Below are 13,592 nucleotides of genomic sequence, written 5' to 3'. Positions count from 1 at the left end.
AACATTGCTCGAAGCACGCCTGGTTTGTCCGGCTGGACGTACGGTTCAGGTAAACAATGCCCCTACGATCGCAGCGTGAATCCGGTGTACGGCACCTTCCTCGTTCTCGCCGCCCTCGCCATCGGCGTGGTGGCCGGGTTCCTGCTGTCCAGGGCCCACCGGGCCGGCTCGGCCGGCCGGGAGCCCGAAGACGCTCCGGCCGCCCGGCCGGCCGAGGGGGGACGAGAGATCGACACCGACGACGAGCGCGCGGGCGGACACGGACTCAAGGGCCTCGGCCGCAGGAGCCTCGACTCGCTGCGCGTCGGCGTCGTCGTGCTCGACGCCGAGGACGAGCCCGTACTGGTCAACCCGGCGGCACGGGCGATGGGCCTGCTGCGCTCCGGCGGCGCGCCCGGCACGATCGCGGCGCACCCGATCCTGCGTACGCTGGCCGGCCAGGTGCGGCGCACGGGCGTGCGCCGCGAGGTCGAGCTGGACCTGCCCCGGGGCCGCGCGGGCGGCGCGCAGGCGCCGCTCGGACTGCACCTGCGCGCGGTCGCCCTGAACGCGACCCACGTCGCCGTCGAGGCCGCGGACGTCACCGAGTCGCACCGCCTGGCCCGGGTCCGGCGTGACTTCGTCGCCAACGTCAGCCACGAGCTCAAGACCCCGATCGGCGCGCTCCAGCTACTCGCCGAGGCGCTGCTGGACGCCACCGAGCTGCCGGCCGCCGAGGCGCTCGAGCAGTCCGAGGACCTGATCGCCGCGCGCCGGTTCGCCGAGCGCATCCACCACGAGTCCGCCCGGATGGGCCGGCTCGTCAACGAGCTGCTCGAGCTGACCCGGCTGCAGGGCGCGGAGCCGCTGCCCACCCCGGTGCCGGTCGCGCTGGACTGGGTCATCGCCGAGGTGGTCGACCGGACCCGCACCACAGCGTCGGCCAAGGGCATCGAGGTCGTGTACGCCGGCCCGCGCGGCGCGACCGTGTACGGCAGCGACAGCCAGGTGGCCACCGCCGTGAGCAACCTCGTCGAGAACGCGATCGCCTACTCGGGCGAGAACACCAAGGTGGCGCTGGCCATGCGCGAGGACGACGACTGGATCGAGATCGACGTCACCGACGAGGGCATCGGCATCGCACCGCACGACGTCGACCGGATCTTCGAACGCTTCTACCGCGCCGACCAGGCCCGCTCCCGCTCGACCGGGGGCACCGGGCTGGGCCTGGCCATCGTCAAGCACATCGCCACCAACCACGGCGGTCGCGTCGACGTGACCAGCACGCTCGGCGGTGGATCGACATTCACCCTGCGCCTACCGGCGCGCCCCCCGGAGGTACCTATGCCGTTACCCCCGGCGATTGAGATCGAGTCCGGCGCGGCCGGGCTCCCTTCGGCCTGAGACAGGCCGCCCCCGAAGGAAGGAACCCCCATTGGCTCGCGTGCTCGTGGTCGAGGATGAGGAGTCGTTCTCCGACGCCCTGTCGTACATGCTGCGCAAGGAGGGCTTCGAGGTATCGGTCGCGCCGACCGGAACCTCGGCGCTGACGCAGTTCGACCGGACCGGCGCCGACATCGTCCTGTTGGACCTGATGTTGCCCGAGATGTCCGGCACCGAGGTGTGCCGGCAGCTGCGGCAGCGCTCAAGCGTGCCGATCATCATGGTCACCGCACGGGACAGCGAGATCGACAAGGTCGTCGGCCTGGAGATCGGCGCGGACGACTACGTCACCAAGCCGTACTCGCCGCGCGAACTGGTCGCCCGGATCCGCGCGGTCCTGCGCCGGCAGGGCTCGGAGCCGGCCGAGGTGACGACGCCGACGTTGGCGGCGGGCCCGGTCCGGATGGACGTGGAACGGCACGTGGTGACCGTGGACGGCGCGGGAGTGCAGCTGCCGCTCAAGGAGTTCGAGCTGCTCGAGCTCCTGCTGCGCAACGCGGGCCGGGTGCTGACCCGCGGTCAGCTGATCGACCGCGTCTGGGGCGCCGACTACGTCGGCGACACCAAGACCCTGGACGTGCACGTCAAGCGGCTGCGCTCCAAGGTGGAGCCGGAGCCGTCGGCCCCGCGTTACATCGTCACCGTGCGTGGTCTGGGCTACAAGTTCGAGCCGTGAGCCGGTCCCGCGGTGCCGCGCTTGCGCGGCGCCCGGGCCGCCTCCGCGGCGACCGTCGCCGGGTGCGGCGCGACCAGCTTCGACTTCAGCCTGACGTCGCAGAGCCGGGCCAGTTCGTCGTAGGCGTCCTGGCCGATCAGTGCGATCAGCTCCGGCCCGTACGTGCGGTACATCGGCTCGGTGCCGACGTGCGCGTCCGGCGAGGAGGTGCACCACCAGTCGAGGTCGTGCCCGCCGGGTCCCCAGCCGCGCCGGTCGAACTCGGTCAGGGTGGACAGCAGGTACTTGCTGCCGTCCGGCCGCTTCGTCCAGTCCTGCTCGCGGCGCACCGGCAACTGCCAGCACACGTCCGGCTTGTAGGTCAGCGGGTGCACCCCGTCGCGTAGCGCCTGGGCGTGCAGTGCGCAGCCGCCGCCCCCGGCGAAGTCGGCGTCGTTGAGGAACACGCACGGACCGTCGGCGGACTGCGTCGCCGTCCGCCGAGCCGGCTTGGCGCCGTCGACGGTGTCCATCTCGGTGTAGTTCTTGAACCCGCGCCGGTAGTGCTGCCAGGTCTCCGGCGTCAGCCGGGCCGCCGCGTTCTTGGTCCGGTTCTCGTCGTCGGCGTCGGTGAAGAACGCGCCGTGCGAGCAGCAGCCGTCCTCGGGGCGGCCGGCGATGATGCCGTGGCAGGCGGACCCGAACACGCAGGTCCACCGCGACAGCAGCCAGGTCAGGTCGGCGCGGACGACGTGCTGGTCGTCGGCCGGGTCGGTGAACTCGATCCATTCACGGGGGAAGTCAAGCGGGACCTCGCGACCGCGGGCGGCGGCCGCCTCGTCCATCACGATGCGAATCTGGGTGCGGCGGCTCACCTGCGACAGCGTACGCGCGTGGGTGACCGCCGCCCGTCAAGGCGTCTGGTTTGCCACTGTTTACACCGACGGAGGATCCGGCGGGCGTGCCGGACGGGTCTACCCTTGACCGGTGGCCTTCCGTGTCCCCGTTCTCCTGTCCAGCTCCTCCGTCTTCCCCGAGCCGACCGCCGCGGCATTCGAGATGGCGGCGACGCTGGGCTATGACGGTGTCGAGGTCATGGTCTGGACCGACGCCGTCAGCCAGGACGCCGGCGCCCTTCAGGGCCTCGCCGAGCACTACGGCGTTCCGGTCCTCTCGGTGCACGCGCCCTGCCTGCTGGTGACCCAGCGGGTGTGGAGCCCGGACCCGTGGGAGCGGCTCAACCGCGCCGCGGTGCTCGCCGAGACGCTGGGCGCGCCGACCGTCGTCGTGCACCCGCCCTTCACCTGGCAGCGCGACTACGCCCGGAACTTCGCCGCCGGCCTGGCCAAGGTGCAGACCCGGCACCCGGACACGAGCTTCGCGATCGAGAACATGTACCCCGTGCGGATGGCGGGCCGGAACTTCGTGCCGTACGTGCCGGGGTGGGATCCGACCGAGGCCGGCTACGACGCGTACACGCTCGACCTGTCGCACGCCGCCGCCTCGCGGACGGACTCGCTGGTCATGGCCGACCGGATGGGCCCGGGCCTCAAGCACGTGCACCTGGGCGACGGCACCGGCGAGGGCCGCGACGAGCACCTGGTGCCGGGGCGCGGCAACCAGCCCTGCGCCGAGCTGCTGAGGTCGCTGGCGGGCCGGGGCTTCCGGGGCTCGGTGGCGCTGGAGGTCTCCACCCGCAAGGTGACCAGCCGCGCGGTCCGCGAGGCGGACCTGCGGGAGTCGCTCGCCTTCGCCCGGCACCACCTGGCACCGGCCGCGTCCGCGACCCCGGCGGCTACGCGGGGGTGAGTGTCGCGGCGCGCTTGCGGGCGCGGTGCGCCGCCACGTGCGAACGGGTCGCGCAGCGCTCGGAACAGAAGCGCCGGCAGTTGTTGGACGACGTGTCGAGGTAGACGTTGCCGCACCGCTCGTCGGCGCAGATGCCGAAGCGGGCGCTGCCGTACTCGCACAGCCACACCGACAGGCCCCAGACCGCGCCGGCCAGGTATTCCGAGCTCACGGACGCGCCGCGGCTGGTGACGTGCATGTGCCAGTCGGAGGCGTCGTGCCCGGAGATGCGTGGCTGCACCGGGTACGCCTCGAGGAGGGCGTTCAGCTCGGCGACCGCCTCGCCGTCGCGGCCCGTGGTGCCGTACTCGAAGATGTCGCGCAGCCGGCGCTGTGCGCGGCGGAACGTACCGAGGTCCTTCTCGCCGACCTCGTCGCGCATCCAGGCAAGATCATCGCTGAACAGGGATCGGAGCCCGTCGAGGTCGCCCAGCCCGACGTTGACCAGCTCGACCGCCGTACGCGCGTACGCATCGAAGTTCACCCGCTAACCGTAGCCTCACCTCGGGCGACAACACAGCTCCGCGGCGACTGGCGCGGCTACGAAGGATACGCTCGGACCATGCTCCGTTCCGTCTTTCTCGCCGCCGCCAACTCGTCCCGGATGGAGCGGCTGGTCTCCACCGCCCCGGTCACCAAGGGCATCGTCCGCCGCTTCGTGGCCGGTGAGGGCGTCGACGACGCCCTGCGCACGAGCCGGGAGCTCGCCGACGACGGCCTCGCGATCAGCCTCGACTACCTGGGCGAGGACACCCTCACGGCGGAGCAGGCCACCGCTACCCGCGATCAGTACCTGACCCTGCTCGGCCGGCTCAAGGCGGCGGGGCTCACCCCGGCGGCCGAGGTCAGCGTGAAGCTGTCCGCGCTGGGGCAGAAGGTCGACGACCGGATGGCTTACGAGTACGCGCGGGAGATCTGCGCCGCGGCCGCCGACGCCGGCACCACCGTCACGCTCGACGCCGAGGACCACACCACCACGGACTCGACGCTGGAGATCCTCGCCGAGCTGCGCAAGGACCACCCGTCGACGGGTGCGGTGCTGCAGGCGTACCTGCGCCGGACCGAGGGCGACTGCCGGGAGCTGGCCACCTCGGGTTCGCGGGTCCGGCTCTGCAAGGGCGCGTACGCGGAGCCCGAGTCGGTCGCGTTCCAGTCGGCGCTCGACGTCGACAAGGCGTACGTGCGCTGCCTCAACATCCTGATGTCCGGCGACGGCTACCCGATGATCGCGACGCACGACCCGCGGCTGATCGCCATCGCCGAGGACCGGGCGCGCTGGTTCGACCGCTCGGCCGACGAGTTCGAGATCCAGATGCTCTACGGCACCCGCCCGGAGGAGCAGACCCGGCTCGCCGCGGTCGGCCACACCGTGCGCATCTACGTCCCGTTCGGCGACCAGTGGTACGGCTACCTGATGCGCCGCCTGGCGGAACGCCCGGCAAATGTGGCGTTCTTCGGCAGAGCGCTCGTTAGTCGGAAGTAAGTCACCTTTCGGGGTAAAACGCGCCTCATGTGGCGTGTCGGCTTGACTTTTTGTGGTTATTTCACGGAACGCATCGCCTTGGTCACAACAGTCTCGATACCGTACTGATGACACGCGCGCCCGACCGCCGCGGCGCAAGGCCTGACCGGCCGCGGCGGAGGCGCCTGCGAAAGGATCGGTGCGAGGAGATGACGGGTCCAGCCCAAGCCGAGGAGCGCCTCGCAGAGGTGCGCTTCCTGACCGTGGCCGAGGTCGCCGCGCTCATGCGGGTTTCCAAGATGACCGTCTACCGGCTCGTACACGGCGGCGAACTCAGTGCCGTGCGGGTCGGCCGCTCGTTCCGCGTGCCCGAGCACGCCGTACACACGTATCTGCGCGGAGCGTTCAGTCAAACCGCGTGACCCCGGGGCCGTGTTGGTCCTGGGTCCGCCGGGCCGCTACGCTGGAGCGGTTCGCCCCCTGATATCTGCGTGCGTCCAAACGGCGCCGGGTGCGGGGCGAGCCGCCGTCAAGCTCGGTCGGGTGCGCCTGCGGGTGTGCAGGGACCGGCCCCACATGGTTTCGAGAGGCATTTCGTATGGGCTCCGTGGTCAAGAAGCGTCGCAAGCGTATGGCGAAGAAGAAGCACCGTAAGCTGCTGCGCAAGACCCGCGTCCAGCGTCGCCGTCTCGGCAAGTGATGACCGGCCGGGCGTGACGCCCGGCCAGCTCACTTGCACCCAGCACCGCCGCATGCGAAAGGCGCGCCCGTGGTGACGTCCATGCCCGCGGCCCCGCCGAGGGTCGTCGTGGTCACCGGGGTAAGTCGATTCCTCGGTGCCCGCGTTGCGTCCCGGCTTGCCGCGGACCCCCGCGTCGAACGTGTCATCGGCCTGGATCCGCACGAACCGTCGCCGGCCCTCTCGGGCCTGCTGGCGGACGTCGAGCTGATCCAGGCCGACGCGCGCGCCTCGGCCGGAGTCCTCGCCGAGCTGGGCGCCGAGGTGATCGTGCACCTGGCGGTCACCAGCGCGCCCGACCCCGACGGCGGCGGCCGCACGGCGATGAAGGAACAGAACGTCATCGGCACGATGCAGCTGCTCGCCGGCGCGCAGAGCGCCGGACGGCTGCGCAAGCTGGTGGTGCGCTCCTCGACGGCCGCATACGGCGCCTCGTTCCGTGACCCGGCCGTGTTCACCGAGGACACCGAGCCCCGGGCCGTGCCGCGCGGGTCGTTCGCCCGGGACATCCTCGACATCGAGGGCTACGTGCGCGGCTTCCGCCGGCGGCGTCCCGAGGTCGGGGCCACCGTGCTGCGGTTCGCGCCGTTCATCAGCTCGACCGCCGAGACCTCGCTGACCCGCTACTTCGCCCAGCCGCTGGTGCCTACCGTGCTGGGCCGCGACGCCCGGCTGCAGTTCGTGCACGTCGACGACGCGCTGGAGATCCTGCACCGGTCCGTGGTCGAGGACCACCCGGGCACCTTCAACGTGGCCGGCGAGGGCGTTCTCGCGCTCTCCCAGGCCGTGCGCCGGGCCGGCCGGATCTCGCTGCCACTGCCCGAGGGCACCCTCTCGTCGTTCGCCGCGGTCGCCCGCAACGTCGGCATCGGCCAGATCGGACTGGACCAGATCGACCTGTTCGTGCACGGCCGGGTGGTCGACACGAGCCGCCTGGTCCGGGAGTTCGGGTTCGCGCCGCGCTCCACCGCCGCCGCCTTCGACGACTTCATCAACGGGCACCGCAACGGCGCGTCGCTGAGCGCCGACCGGCTGGCCGCCGCCGAGCGGGCCATCCTCGACGGCATCCGCCGGGTCCGGGCCGCGGCGACGCAGGACCAGGAGCGCGTGCAGCTATGACCCAGGACGAGTTTCACGCGGCGCTGCCCGGGCACTCCGACTTCGAGCTGCCCCTCGCGGCGCCGGGAAAGCAGCTGAACGGCCGCCGGCCCGGCCGCAAGCGCGCCGCCGAGGCGGCCGAGAGCCTGTCGGCCCCGGACCTGGCCGGCTCGGACACCCCGGTGGAGACGGCCGCCGAGCCGGAACCGGCCGAGCCCGCCGGCGTCGTCGACATCTGGGACCAGCGGGTGGCGAGCGGGCTCGCCTTCCTGCGGCGGCGGCTGGCCGGCACCTACGAGATCGACGACTTCGGCTTCGATCCCGAGCTCACCGACACCGTCTTCCACCCGATGCTCAAGGTGCTCTACCGGGACTGGTTCCGCACCGAGGTCTTCGGCATCGAGAACGTCCCGGAGTACGACGGCGGGCTCGTCGTCGGCAACCACTCCGGCACGGTGGCGCTCGACGCGCTCATGCTCACGGTCGCCCTGCGCGACAAGCACCCGCGGGAACGGCACCTGCGGCTGCTCGGCGCCGACCTGGTGTTCCGCATGCCGGTGCTGTCCGAACTGGCCCGTAAGGCCGGCGCGACGGTGGCCTGCAACCCGGACGCCGAGCGGTTGATGCGCGAGGGCGAGCTGGTCGGCGTCTTCCCCGAGGGCTTCAAGGGCATCGGCAAGCACTATTCGGAGCGCTACAAGCTGCAGCGCTTCGGCCGGGGCGGTTTCGTCTCCGCGGCGCTGCGCACCGGCACCCCGATCGTCCCGGTCGCCATCGTCGGCGCCGAGGAGATCTATCCGATCATCGCCGATCTCAAGCCGCTGGCCCGGCTGCTCGGCATGCCGTACTTCCCGGTGACGCCGACGTTCCCGTGGCTCGGGCCGCTCGGCCTGGTCCCGCTACCCAGCAAGTGGCTCATCGAGTTCTGCCCGCCGATCCCGACGGCGCACCTCACCGAGCACGCGGACGATCCGATGGTCGTCTACAACCTCGCCGACGAGGTGCGCGAGACCATTCAGGCAACGATTCATTCCCTTTTGGAGAAGCGCCCGGACCCGTTCGGCCGCTAACCTGAAAGCGAGGGGCGGCCCGGACTCTCGAAGTCCGACACCGCCCCTCGCCACGTGTTGCGCAGGCTAGCTTCCGAAGATCCCGCCCAGCAGGCCGCCCAGCAGACCCTTGTCCTCTTCGGCCGGTCCGTCGGACGGCGCGTCCGAGTTCAGCGGGTCCGGCGAGTCGGACGGATCCGCCGAGTCGGCCGGCGTCCGGGAGCCGGGCTTGCCGCCGACGGCCGGTTCGGACGTCGGGCTGCCGCTGGTCCTCGGCTTGGCCTTCTTGTCCTTGTCGCCGCCGGTCGTCGCCTCTTTCTGACCATGACCCTGCTGGGAGCCGGGGATCGTGGTCGTCGCGGCGCCGGTCGCGCACTCGCGCAGCTTCGGCCCGATGGCGTCGCTGCCGGACTGCGTGACGGTGTCGCACTTCAGGCCGGCACGCAGGTCGCCGGCGCGCTCGTGCACGGCGTCGAGCAGGCTCAACGACTGCAGCGCCCGCGCGTGGTTGCTCGAGCCGAGCCGGTCCAACCGCGCCGTGAGTACCCGGCGCTGGCTGCCGACGAAGGTGTCGACGGAGTCCAGCGGCGCCTTGTCCCGGCGGGCGACCGCCGCCGAGTTGAGCAGCTTGACGCCCTGCCGGGTGTCGTTGTCCATGTCGTCGAGGACGTCGCCGAAGCTCGGGTCGTCGCCCTCCATCGAGGCCGCCTCGGAGAGCCGGTTGCGGGCGAACGACAGCGACAGCTGCCCCCGGGTGACGTCCGATCCGGCCATGGCCAGCTGGGCGCGCTCGGTCGAACGCTTGACGCCGTACAGGGCATCGCCCGGTGCGGCGTTCTCGCTCGCGGCGGAGATTCCGGAGACGGCCATGGCACCGGCGGCGACGCCGATGACGATCGCGCCGCGGGCGCGGATCCGGCGGCCGAACAGCTTGCGGGCCGGCTCGGCGGCCTTCTGCCACTCGGCCCGTTCCTGCGCGGTGGCGGTGGCGGTCACCCCGATGCCGTCCCGTTCCGCGGTGGCCACGAGCATCGCTCGCAGGCCGGTACGGAATTCGAGATCCACCTGGACCCCGGACCGTGCCGCGGAGAGGCTGTGCCCGATGGCGACCAGTTCGGCGAGTTGCTCGTCGGCCTGGCCCCGCGTGTGATGGCGGATGCCGCCGTTGGTCTCGTCGAGAAGCTCCGCGAAGCGCTCGGCGCTCCGGCGATCAAAGATGTTCAAGTTCACCGTGTGCACCTCCCCTCGCTCGTGACTGAATCGCCGGCGATCTCGCCGGCGGTCGCGACGGAACCGGTGAGCCGGAGGCCCACCACTGGTCGCACCCGGACAAACGCACGACCGGCGGGAGCGGTTACGGGTATCGGTTGGGCGCCGGGGCCCGTAAAGATCGACATCGGATGAATTGCGGTCACCACTGGAACCCGTCGGGGAGCAGCCGGGCGAGCGCCCGGACGGCCCGGTACTGGAGTGCCTTGATCGCGCCCTCGTTCTTGCCCATGGTCTGTGCGGTCTCGGCCACCGAGAAGCCCTGCAGGAAGCGGAGCACGATGCACTCCTGCTGCTCCGGGTTGAGCTGCTTGACCGCGGTGAGCAGCGCCACGTTGGTGATGTGGTCGACGACGGCGGCCTCGGGGCTGCCCTCGGGCCCGCGGTCCTCGCGGTCGGCGTCGAGCACGTCGCCGGTGGTCACCTCGAGCCGGTAGCGGCCCGACTTGAAGTGGTCGGCGACCAGGTTGCGGGCGATGGTGACCAGCCAGGCGCCGAGGTCACGGCCCTGCCAGGTGAAGCTGCCGATGCGCTTGAGCGCGCGCAGGAAGGTGTCGGAGGTGAGGTCCTCGGCGAGTTGCCGGTTGCCGACCCGGAAGTAGACGAAACGGAAGACCGTGTCCACGTACCGGTCGTAGATCAGGCCGAAGGCGGCGGACTCGCCGGCCTGCGCCCGCTCGACCAGCGCCCACACCTCGGCGGCCGCGTCGCCCGGGTCCGGGCGGGCCGGATACTTGGGCGGTTCGGACTCGCTGGGCGGGCCGGTCGTGCTCTGCGTCGGTACGACGACGGTGGCGTCGCCCTCGGACGTGCCCGCTCGCCGGTCCGGCCCGGCCTGCTGCGGCGCCTGCGGGCGCCCGGGCACGGCGACCCGCCCGGCGCCCGGCTTCGCGTTACCGGTCGCCGGCAGGTGCCGGCTGGGAGACTCGTTGATGTGCGGCCGGTTCCGGGTCCGCTTGGGTCCGTCGCTGCGGATCGCGTACGCGATCGTGTTGTCGATGCCCCTGCGGAGGGCGCTCAGGCCCTCCGTGAGCGCGAGACGCGCCGCGAACACGTCGCGGCTGTACGGATCGCCGGCGTACACATGACTCACTGCGCCTCCTTGACCCGGCGGGCCGTCGATGAGGGGGTCTGAAGACCGCTCCACAACAAAAGGGGGTGGGGCGGCCCGCGCATGGCAGGGCAACCTCACCCACGGATGTGGACTCCGTTACACAGACCGGAAGTATTGCGGAGATCGAACACGCGGAGTCGCACAAAGTGTGCGCTGCGCGAAAATATCCCGAAGCGCCACAGAAATGGCATCGAGAACATCTGTCACGATCTAGGACAGGTCGGCAACGGCTCGGACATGGTGTCCGGCGACCCGATCGAGTGCCTTCTGTGCCAGACTCAGGCGTCGTGGAGAACAGCGCTCGGGACCCGGTCCGCACATCCGCGCAACATCGCCCCGACGCTCCGGCGTTGATAGCCGGCGAGTCCTCAGTCACCTGGGCTGAGCTGGACGAACGCGTCGAGGAGGCCGCGGGGCGCCTCGCGGTGGGCACCGCGCCCGGCGATCGCGTCGCGCTGGTGCTCGGCAACACCGTCGATTTCGCGGTCGCCTATTTCGCGATCCTGCGGGCCGGGCTCGTCGCGGTTCCGCTCAATCCGGGCTACACGCCCGACGAGTTGACCTTCGCGCTGACGGACTGCGGTGCCGTGCGGGTGATCGCCGAGGACCCGGTCCTGGGCCGGCTGGGGTTGTCCGGCGCCCAGGCCGTACCGGTGACGTCGCTGCGGTCCGGCGAGCGGGCCGCGCCGCACCCGGCCGCCGCGGACGACCTGGCGGTCCTGCTGTACACCTCGGGGACGAGCGGGCGGCCGAAGGGCGCGATGCTCACCCACCGGGCGCTCGCCGCCAATCACGACCAGCTGGCGCGGATCGAGCCGCCCGTGCTCGACGGCGACGACGTGGTGCTGCTGGCGATCCCGTTCTTCCACGCGTACGGGCTCAACACCGGCCTCGGCGCGATCGCGCACCACGGCGCCTGCGGGGTGCTGGTGGATCGCTTCGACCCGGAGACCACGCTCGGACTGATCGCGAAACACCAGGTCACGACCGTGGTCGGGGTGCCGTCCATGTACGCGGCGTGGTCGCTGGCGCCGACCGTGCGCGAGGTGTTCGCGACCGTGCGGACGGCGGTCTGCGGCGCGGCGCCGTTCGACCCGGCCGACGCGGCGCGCTTCACGGCCGCGACCGGCAAGACCGTCCTGATCGGGTACGGCCTCACCGAGGCGGCGCCGGTGCTCACCACGACGGCGGTCAGCGACCGGGAGAAGGTCGGCTCGATCGGCCGCCCGCTGCCCGGCGTCTCGCTGCTGCTGCGCACCGCGGACGGCGCGGTGCTGTGGAGCGACGGCGACGTGACGGCCGAGTCCTCCGACGACCTCGACCTGGACCTGGAGGTGAGCGACGGCACGGACCCCGGCGAGATCGTGGTGCGCGGCGACAACCTCTTCTCCGGGTACTGGCCGGACGGCCAGGACGGCCCGGACGCCGACGGCTGGTGGGGCACCGGCGACATCGCGTACGCGGACGCGGACGGCGACCTGGTGCTGGTCGACCGGATCGGCGAGCTGATCCTGGTCAACGGCTTCAACGTCTACCCCGCCGAGATCGAGCGGGTGCTCGGCTCGCACCCGGGCGTCGCCGAGGCGGCCGTGATCGCGATACCCGACGGCTCCACCGGCCAGGCGCCGTACGCATACGTCGTGCCCGCCCTCGACCCGCCGCCGACCGCCGCCGAGCTGCAGGTCTACTGCGCCGGCCAGCTCGCCCGGTTCAAGCTGCCGACCGGGATCGAGCTGGTGCCGGAGCTGCCGCACTCGGCGATCGGCAAGGTACGCAAGGGAGCGCTCCGATGACCCGGATCACGCTGATCAGCCGGGATGGCTGCCATCTGTGCGAGGTCGCCGAGCAGACCCTGGACCGGATCGCGCCGGGTCAGTGGACCCGGGTCGAGGTCGGCGAGTCGATCGAGCTGGAGCGCGACTACGGCGACCGGGTGCCGGTGGTGCTGCTCGACGGCAAGGAGCACGGCTACTGGCGGGTCGAGGAGGAGCGGCTGCTGCGGGATATGAGTAGACCGGCGGGGGCACCCCGCCTGTAACCTCGCGCAGTGGCTCGCACTCATCTTGTCTGGGACTGGAACGGCACGCTGCTCGACGATCTCTCACTCGTCGTCTCGTCGACCAACCACACCTTCGCGGCCGTCGGCGGCCGCAGCGTCGACTCCGACGAGCACCGCCGGCGGTTCCGCCGGCCGGTCGCCGACTTCTACGCGGAGATCCTCGAGCGGGCCGTCGACGCCGAGGAGTTCGAGGAGCTCGACCGGATCTTCCACGAGGCCTACCGGGTCGGGCTCACCACGATCTCGCTGGCGGCGGACGCCGAGGCCGCGATCCGGGCCTGGCCGGGCGGGCAGTCGCTGCTCTCCATGTGGTTCCACGACGAGCTGGTCCCGGCCGTGCAGACCTACGGCCTGGCCGGCATGTTCACCCGCATCGACGGGCGGCCGACCGAGGTCGACGGCGGGCTCAAGGCCGGCCACCTGGCCCGGCACCTCGCCGAGCAGCAGGTGCCCGGCGACCAGGTGGTGCTGATCGGCGACTCGCTCGACGACGCGGAGGCCGCAGAGTCGGTCGGCGGGGCGTGCGTGCTCTACAGCGGCGGCTTCACCGATCCGTCGCGGCTGCGCGCCAGCGGCCGGCCGGTGGCGGACACCCTGCTCGAGGCGGTGCGCATCGCCCGGACGCTGTGATGCCCGTCCTTCGTGACGTGGACTCGGTGGCACATCGGGGCGGTAACCGGTAATACTCGGCGGAGAGTCGACGGCAATAGCATGCCGACTCGATCTTTGTCCAGTTCTCCCATCAAGATCGCGATTTGTGCACGCCTTCACAAGCGCCTATTCTGTGACTCCGACGAGCCCCGCTATCACAGCCGGTCCACGCAGGCGCCACCGGTACCGGACCCGCAGCTGGGCTCACCGTAGGTCCGCCTCGTCG

Annotated in this window: 14 protein-coding genes and 1 pseudogene; 11 read left to right on the top strand and 4 right to left on the bottom strand. The window is 71.5% G+C overall.

The window, feature by feature from the left end:
- Nucleotides 1-84 precede the first annotated feature (84 nt).
- Together ACIBSW_RS04935 and ACIBSW_RS04930 are read left to right on the top strand one after the other, a co-directional pair.
- Nucleotides 85-1,383 carry an ATP-binding protein gene (locus ACIBSW_RS04935; RefSeq protein ID WP_354721639.1) on the top strand — a complete coding sequence of 433 codons (1,299 nt, stop codon included), beginning with the start codon at nt 85-87 and terminating at the stop codon, nt 1,381-1,383.
- Between the two features lie 31 nt (nt 1,384-1,414).
- Nucleotides 1,415-2,098 (top strand): response regulator transcription factor, encoded by a 684-nt coding sequence (locus ACIBSW_RS04930; RefSeq protein ID WP_354721590.1) that lies wholly within the window; start codon nt 1,415-1,417, stop codon nt 2,096-2,098.
- On the opposite strand, the gene ACIBSW_RS04925 is transcribed toward ACIBSW_RS04930, so the two are convergent.
- Entirely contained in the window at nt 2,080-2,922 is an 843-nt protein-coding gene (locus ACIBSW_RS04925) for a hypothetical protein (RefSeq protein ID WP_404799254.1), read from the bottom strand. The genes ACIBSW_RS04930 and ACIBSW_RS04925 overlap by 19 nt on opposite strands.
- A gap of 142 nt (nt 2,923-3,064) precedes the next feature.
- On the opposite strand from ACIBSW_RS04925, the gene ACIBSW_RS04920 reads away from it, so the two are divergent.
- Entirely contained in the window at nt 3,065-3,886 is an 822-nt protein-coding gene (locus ACIBSW_RS04920) for a sugar phosphate isomerase/epimerase (RefSeq protein ID WP_354721592.1), read from the top strand.
- Here ACIBSW_RS04920 and ACIBSW_RS04915 read toward each other — a convergent pair.
- A complete protein-coding gene (locus ACIBSW_RS04915) occupies nt 3,873-4,409 on the bottom strand; it encodes a CGNR zinc finger domain-containing protein (protein ID WP_354721593.1) in 537 nt (178 codons plus the stop codon). The two genes, ACIBSW_RS04920 and ACIBSW_RS04915, sit on opposite strands and share 14 nt — an antisense overlap.
- A 78-nt stretch (nt 4,410-4,487) precedes the next feature.
- Here ACIBSW_RS04915 and ACIBSW_RS04910 point away from each other — a divergent pair, with 78 nt between their 5' ends.
- The 5 genes from ACIBSW_RS04910 to ACIBSW_RS04890 all read left to right on the top strand — a co-directional run bounded on the left by ACIBSW_RS04910 (nt 4,488) and on the right by ACIBSW_RS04890 (nt 8,294).
- Nucleotides 4,488-5,408: a proline dehydrogenase family protein gene (locus ACIBSW_RS04910; RefSeq protein ID WP_354721594.1), complete on the top strand. Its 921-nt coding sequence runs from the start codon at nt 4,488-4,490 to the stop codon at nt 5,406-5,408.
- 188 nt (nt 5,409-5,596) lie between these two features.
- Nucleotides 5,597-5,809, top strand: a complete 213-nt coding sequence (locus tag ACIBSW_RS04905; RefSeq protein WP_125803603.1) for a helix-turn-helix domain-containing protein — start codon at nt 5,597-5,599, stop codon at nt 5,807-5,809.
- A gap of 176 nt (nt 5,810-5,985) precedes the next feature.
- Entirely contained in the window at nt 5,986-6,087 is a 102-nt protein-coding gene (locus ACIBSW_RS04900) for a 30S ribosomal protein bS22 (RefSeq protein ID WP_007465623.1), read from the top strand.
- Nucleotides 6,088-6,156: 69 nt separating this feature from the next.
- Complete coding sequence (locus tag ACIBSW_RS04895; protein WP_404799219.1) at nt 6,157-7,245, top strand: NAD-dependent epimerase/dehydratase family protein; 1,089 nt, start codon at nt 6,157-6,159, stop codon at nt 7,243-7,245.
- Nucleotides 7,242-8,294 carry a lysophospholipid acyltransferase family protein gene (locus tag ACIBSW_RS04890; protein WP_354721596.1) on the top strand — a complete coding sequence of 351 codons (1,053 nt, stop codon included), beginning with the start codon at nt 7,242-7,244 and terminating at the stop codon, nt 8,292-8,294. The genes ACIBSW_RS04895 and ACIBSW_RS04890 overlap by 4 nt, the downstream gene beginning before the upstream one ends.
- Before the next feature lie 342 nt (nt 8,295-8,636).
- Here ACIBSW_RS04890 and ACIBSW_RS04885 read toward each other — a convergent pair.
- Nucleotides 8,637-9,512, bottom strand: a pseudogene (locus tag ACIBSW_RS04885) (DUF5667 domain-containing protein); the annotation flags it as partial.
- A gap of 172 nt (nt 9,513-9,684) precedes the next feature.
- The gene (locus ACIBSW_RS04880; RefSeq protein ID WP_404799218.1) at nt 9,685-10,635 is read right to left on the bottom strand and encodes an ECF subfamily RNA polymerase sigma factor, BldN family; all 951 of its coding nucleotides are present in this window, start codon (nt 10,633-10,635) and stop codon (nt 9,685-9,687) included.
- A 308-nt stretch (nt 10,636-10,943) separates the two neighbouring features.
- Here ACIBSW_RS04880 and ACIBSW_RS04875 point away from each other — a divergent pair, with 308 nt between their 5' ends.
- Genes ACIBSW_RS04875 through ACIBSW_RS04865 form a run of 3 tightly spaced genes read left to right on the top strand, consistent with a single transcriptional unit; the run spans nt 10,944 to nt 13,345 of the window.
- Nucleotides 10,944-12,449 carry an AMP-binding protein gene (locus ACIBSW_RS04875; protein WP_354721597.1) on the top strand — a complete coding sequence of 502 codons (1,506 nt, stop codon included), beginning with the start codon at nt 10,944-10,946 and terminating at the stop codon, nt 12,447-12,449.
- Nucleotides 12,446-12,694 carry a glutaredoxin family protein gene (locus tag ACIBSW_RS04870; protein WP_354721598.1) on the top strand — a complete coding sequence of 83 codons (249 nt, stop codon included), beginning with the start codon at nt 12,446-12,448 and terminating at the stop codon, nt 12,692-12,694. The genes ACIBSW_RS04875 and ACIBSW_RS04870 overlap by 4 nt, the downstream gene beginning before the upstream one ends.
- 9 nt (nt 12,695-12,703) lie before the next feature.
- Nucleotides 12,704-13,345: an HAD hydrolase-like protein gene (locus ACIBSW_RS04865; protein ID WP_354721599.1), complete on the top strand. Its 642-nt coding sequence runs from the start codon at nt 12,704-12,706 to the stop codon at nt 13,343-13,345.
- Nucleotides 13,346-13,592 lie beyond the last annotated feature (247 nt).

This window comes from Actinoplanes sp. NPDC049668 (genome assembly GCF_044465445.1).
GTDB lineage: Bacteria > Actinomycetota > Actinomycetes > Mycobacteriales > Micromonosporaceae > Actinoplanes.
The sequence above is the reverse complement of the archived record's forward strand: the minus strand, read 5'-3'. Positions and strand labels throughout refer to the sequence as shown.

Bases quoted from the DNA above. Each gene is read 5' to 3' on its own strand.
- ACIBSW_RS04925 (WP_404799254.1), bottom strand. From the start codon at position 2,922: ATGGACGAGGCGGCCGCCGCCCGCGGTCGCGAGGTCCCGCTTGACTTC.
- ACIBSW_RS04910 (WP_354721594.1), top strand. From the start codon at position 4,488: ATGCTCCGTTCCGTCTTTCTCGCCGCCGCCAACTCGTCCCGGATGGAG.
- ACIBSW_RS04905 (WP_125803603.1), top strand. From the start codon at position 5,597: ATGACGGGTCCAGCCCAAGCCGAGGAGCGCCTCGCAGAGGTGCGCTTC.
- ACIBSW_RS04900 (WP_007465623.1), top strand. From the start codon at position 5,986: ATGGGCTCCGTGGTCAAGAAGCGTCGCAAGCGTATGGCGAAGAAGAAG.
- ACIBSW_RS04890 (WP_354721596.1), top strand. From the start codon at position 7,242: ATGACCCAGGACGAGTTTCACGCGGCGCTGCCCGGGCACTCCGACTTC.
- ACIBSW_RS04870 (WP_354721598.1), top strand. From the start codon at position 12,446: ATGACCCGGATCACGCTGATCAGCCGGGATGGCTGCCATCTGTGCGAG.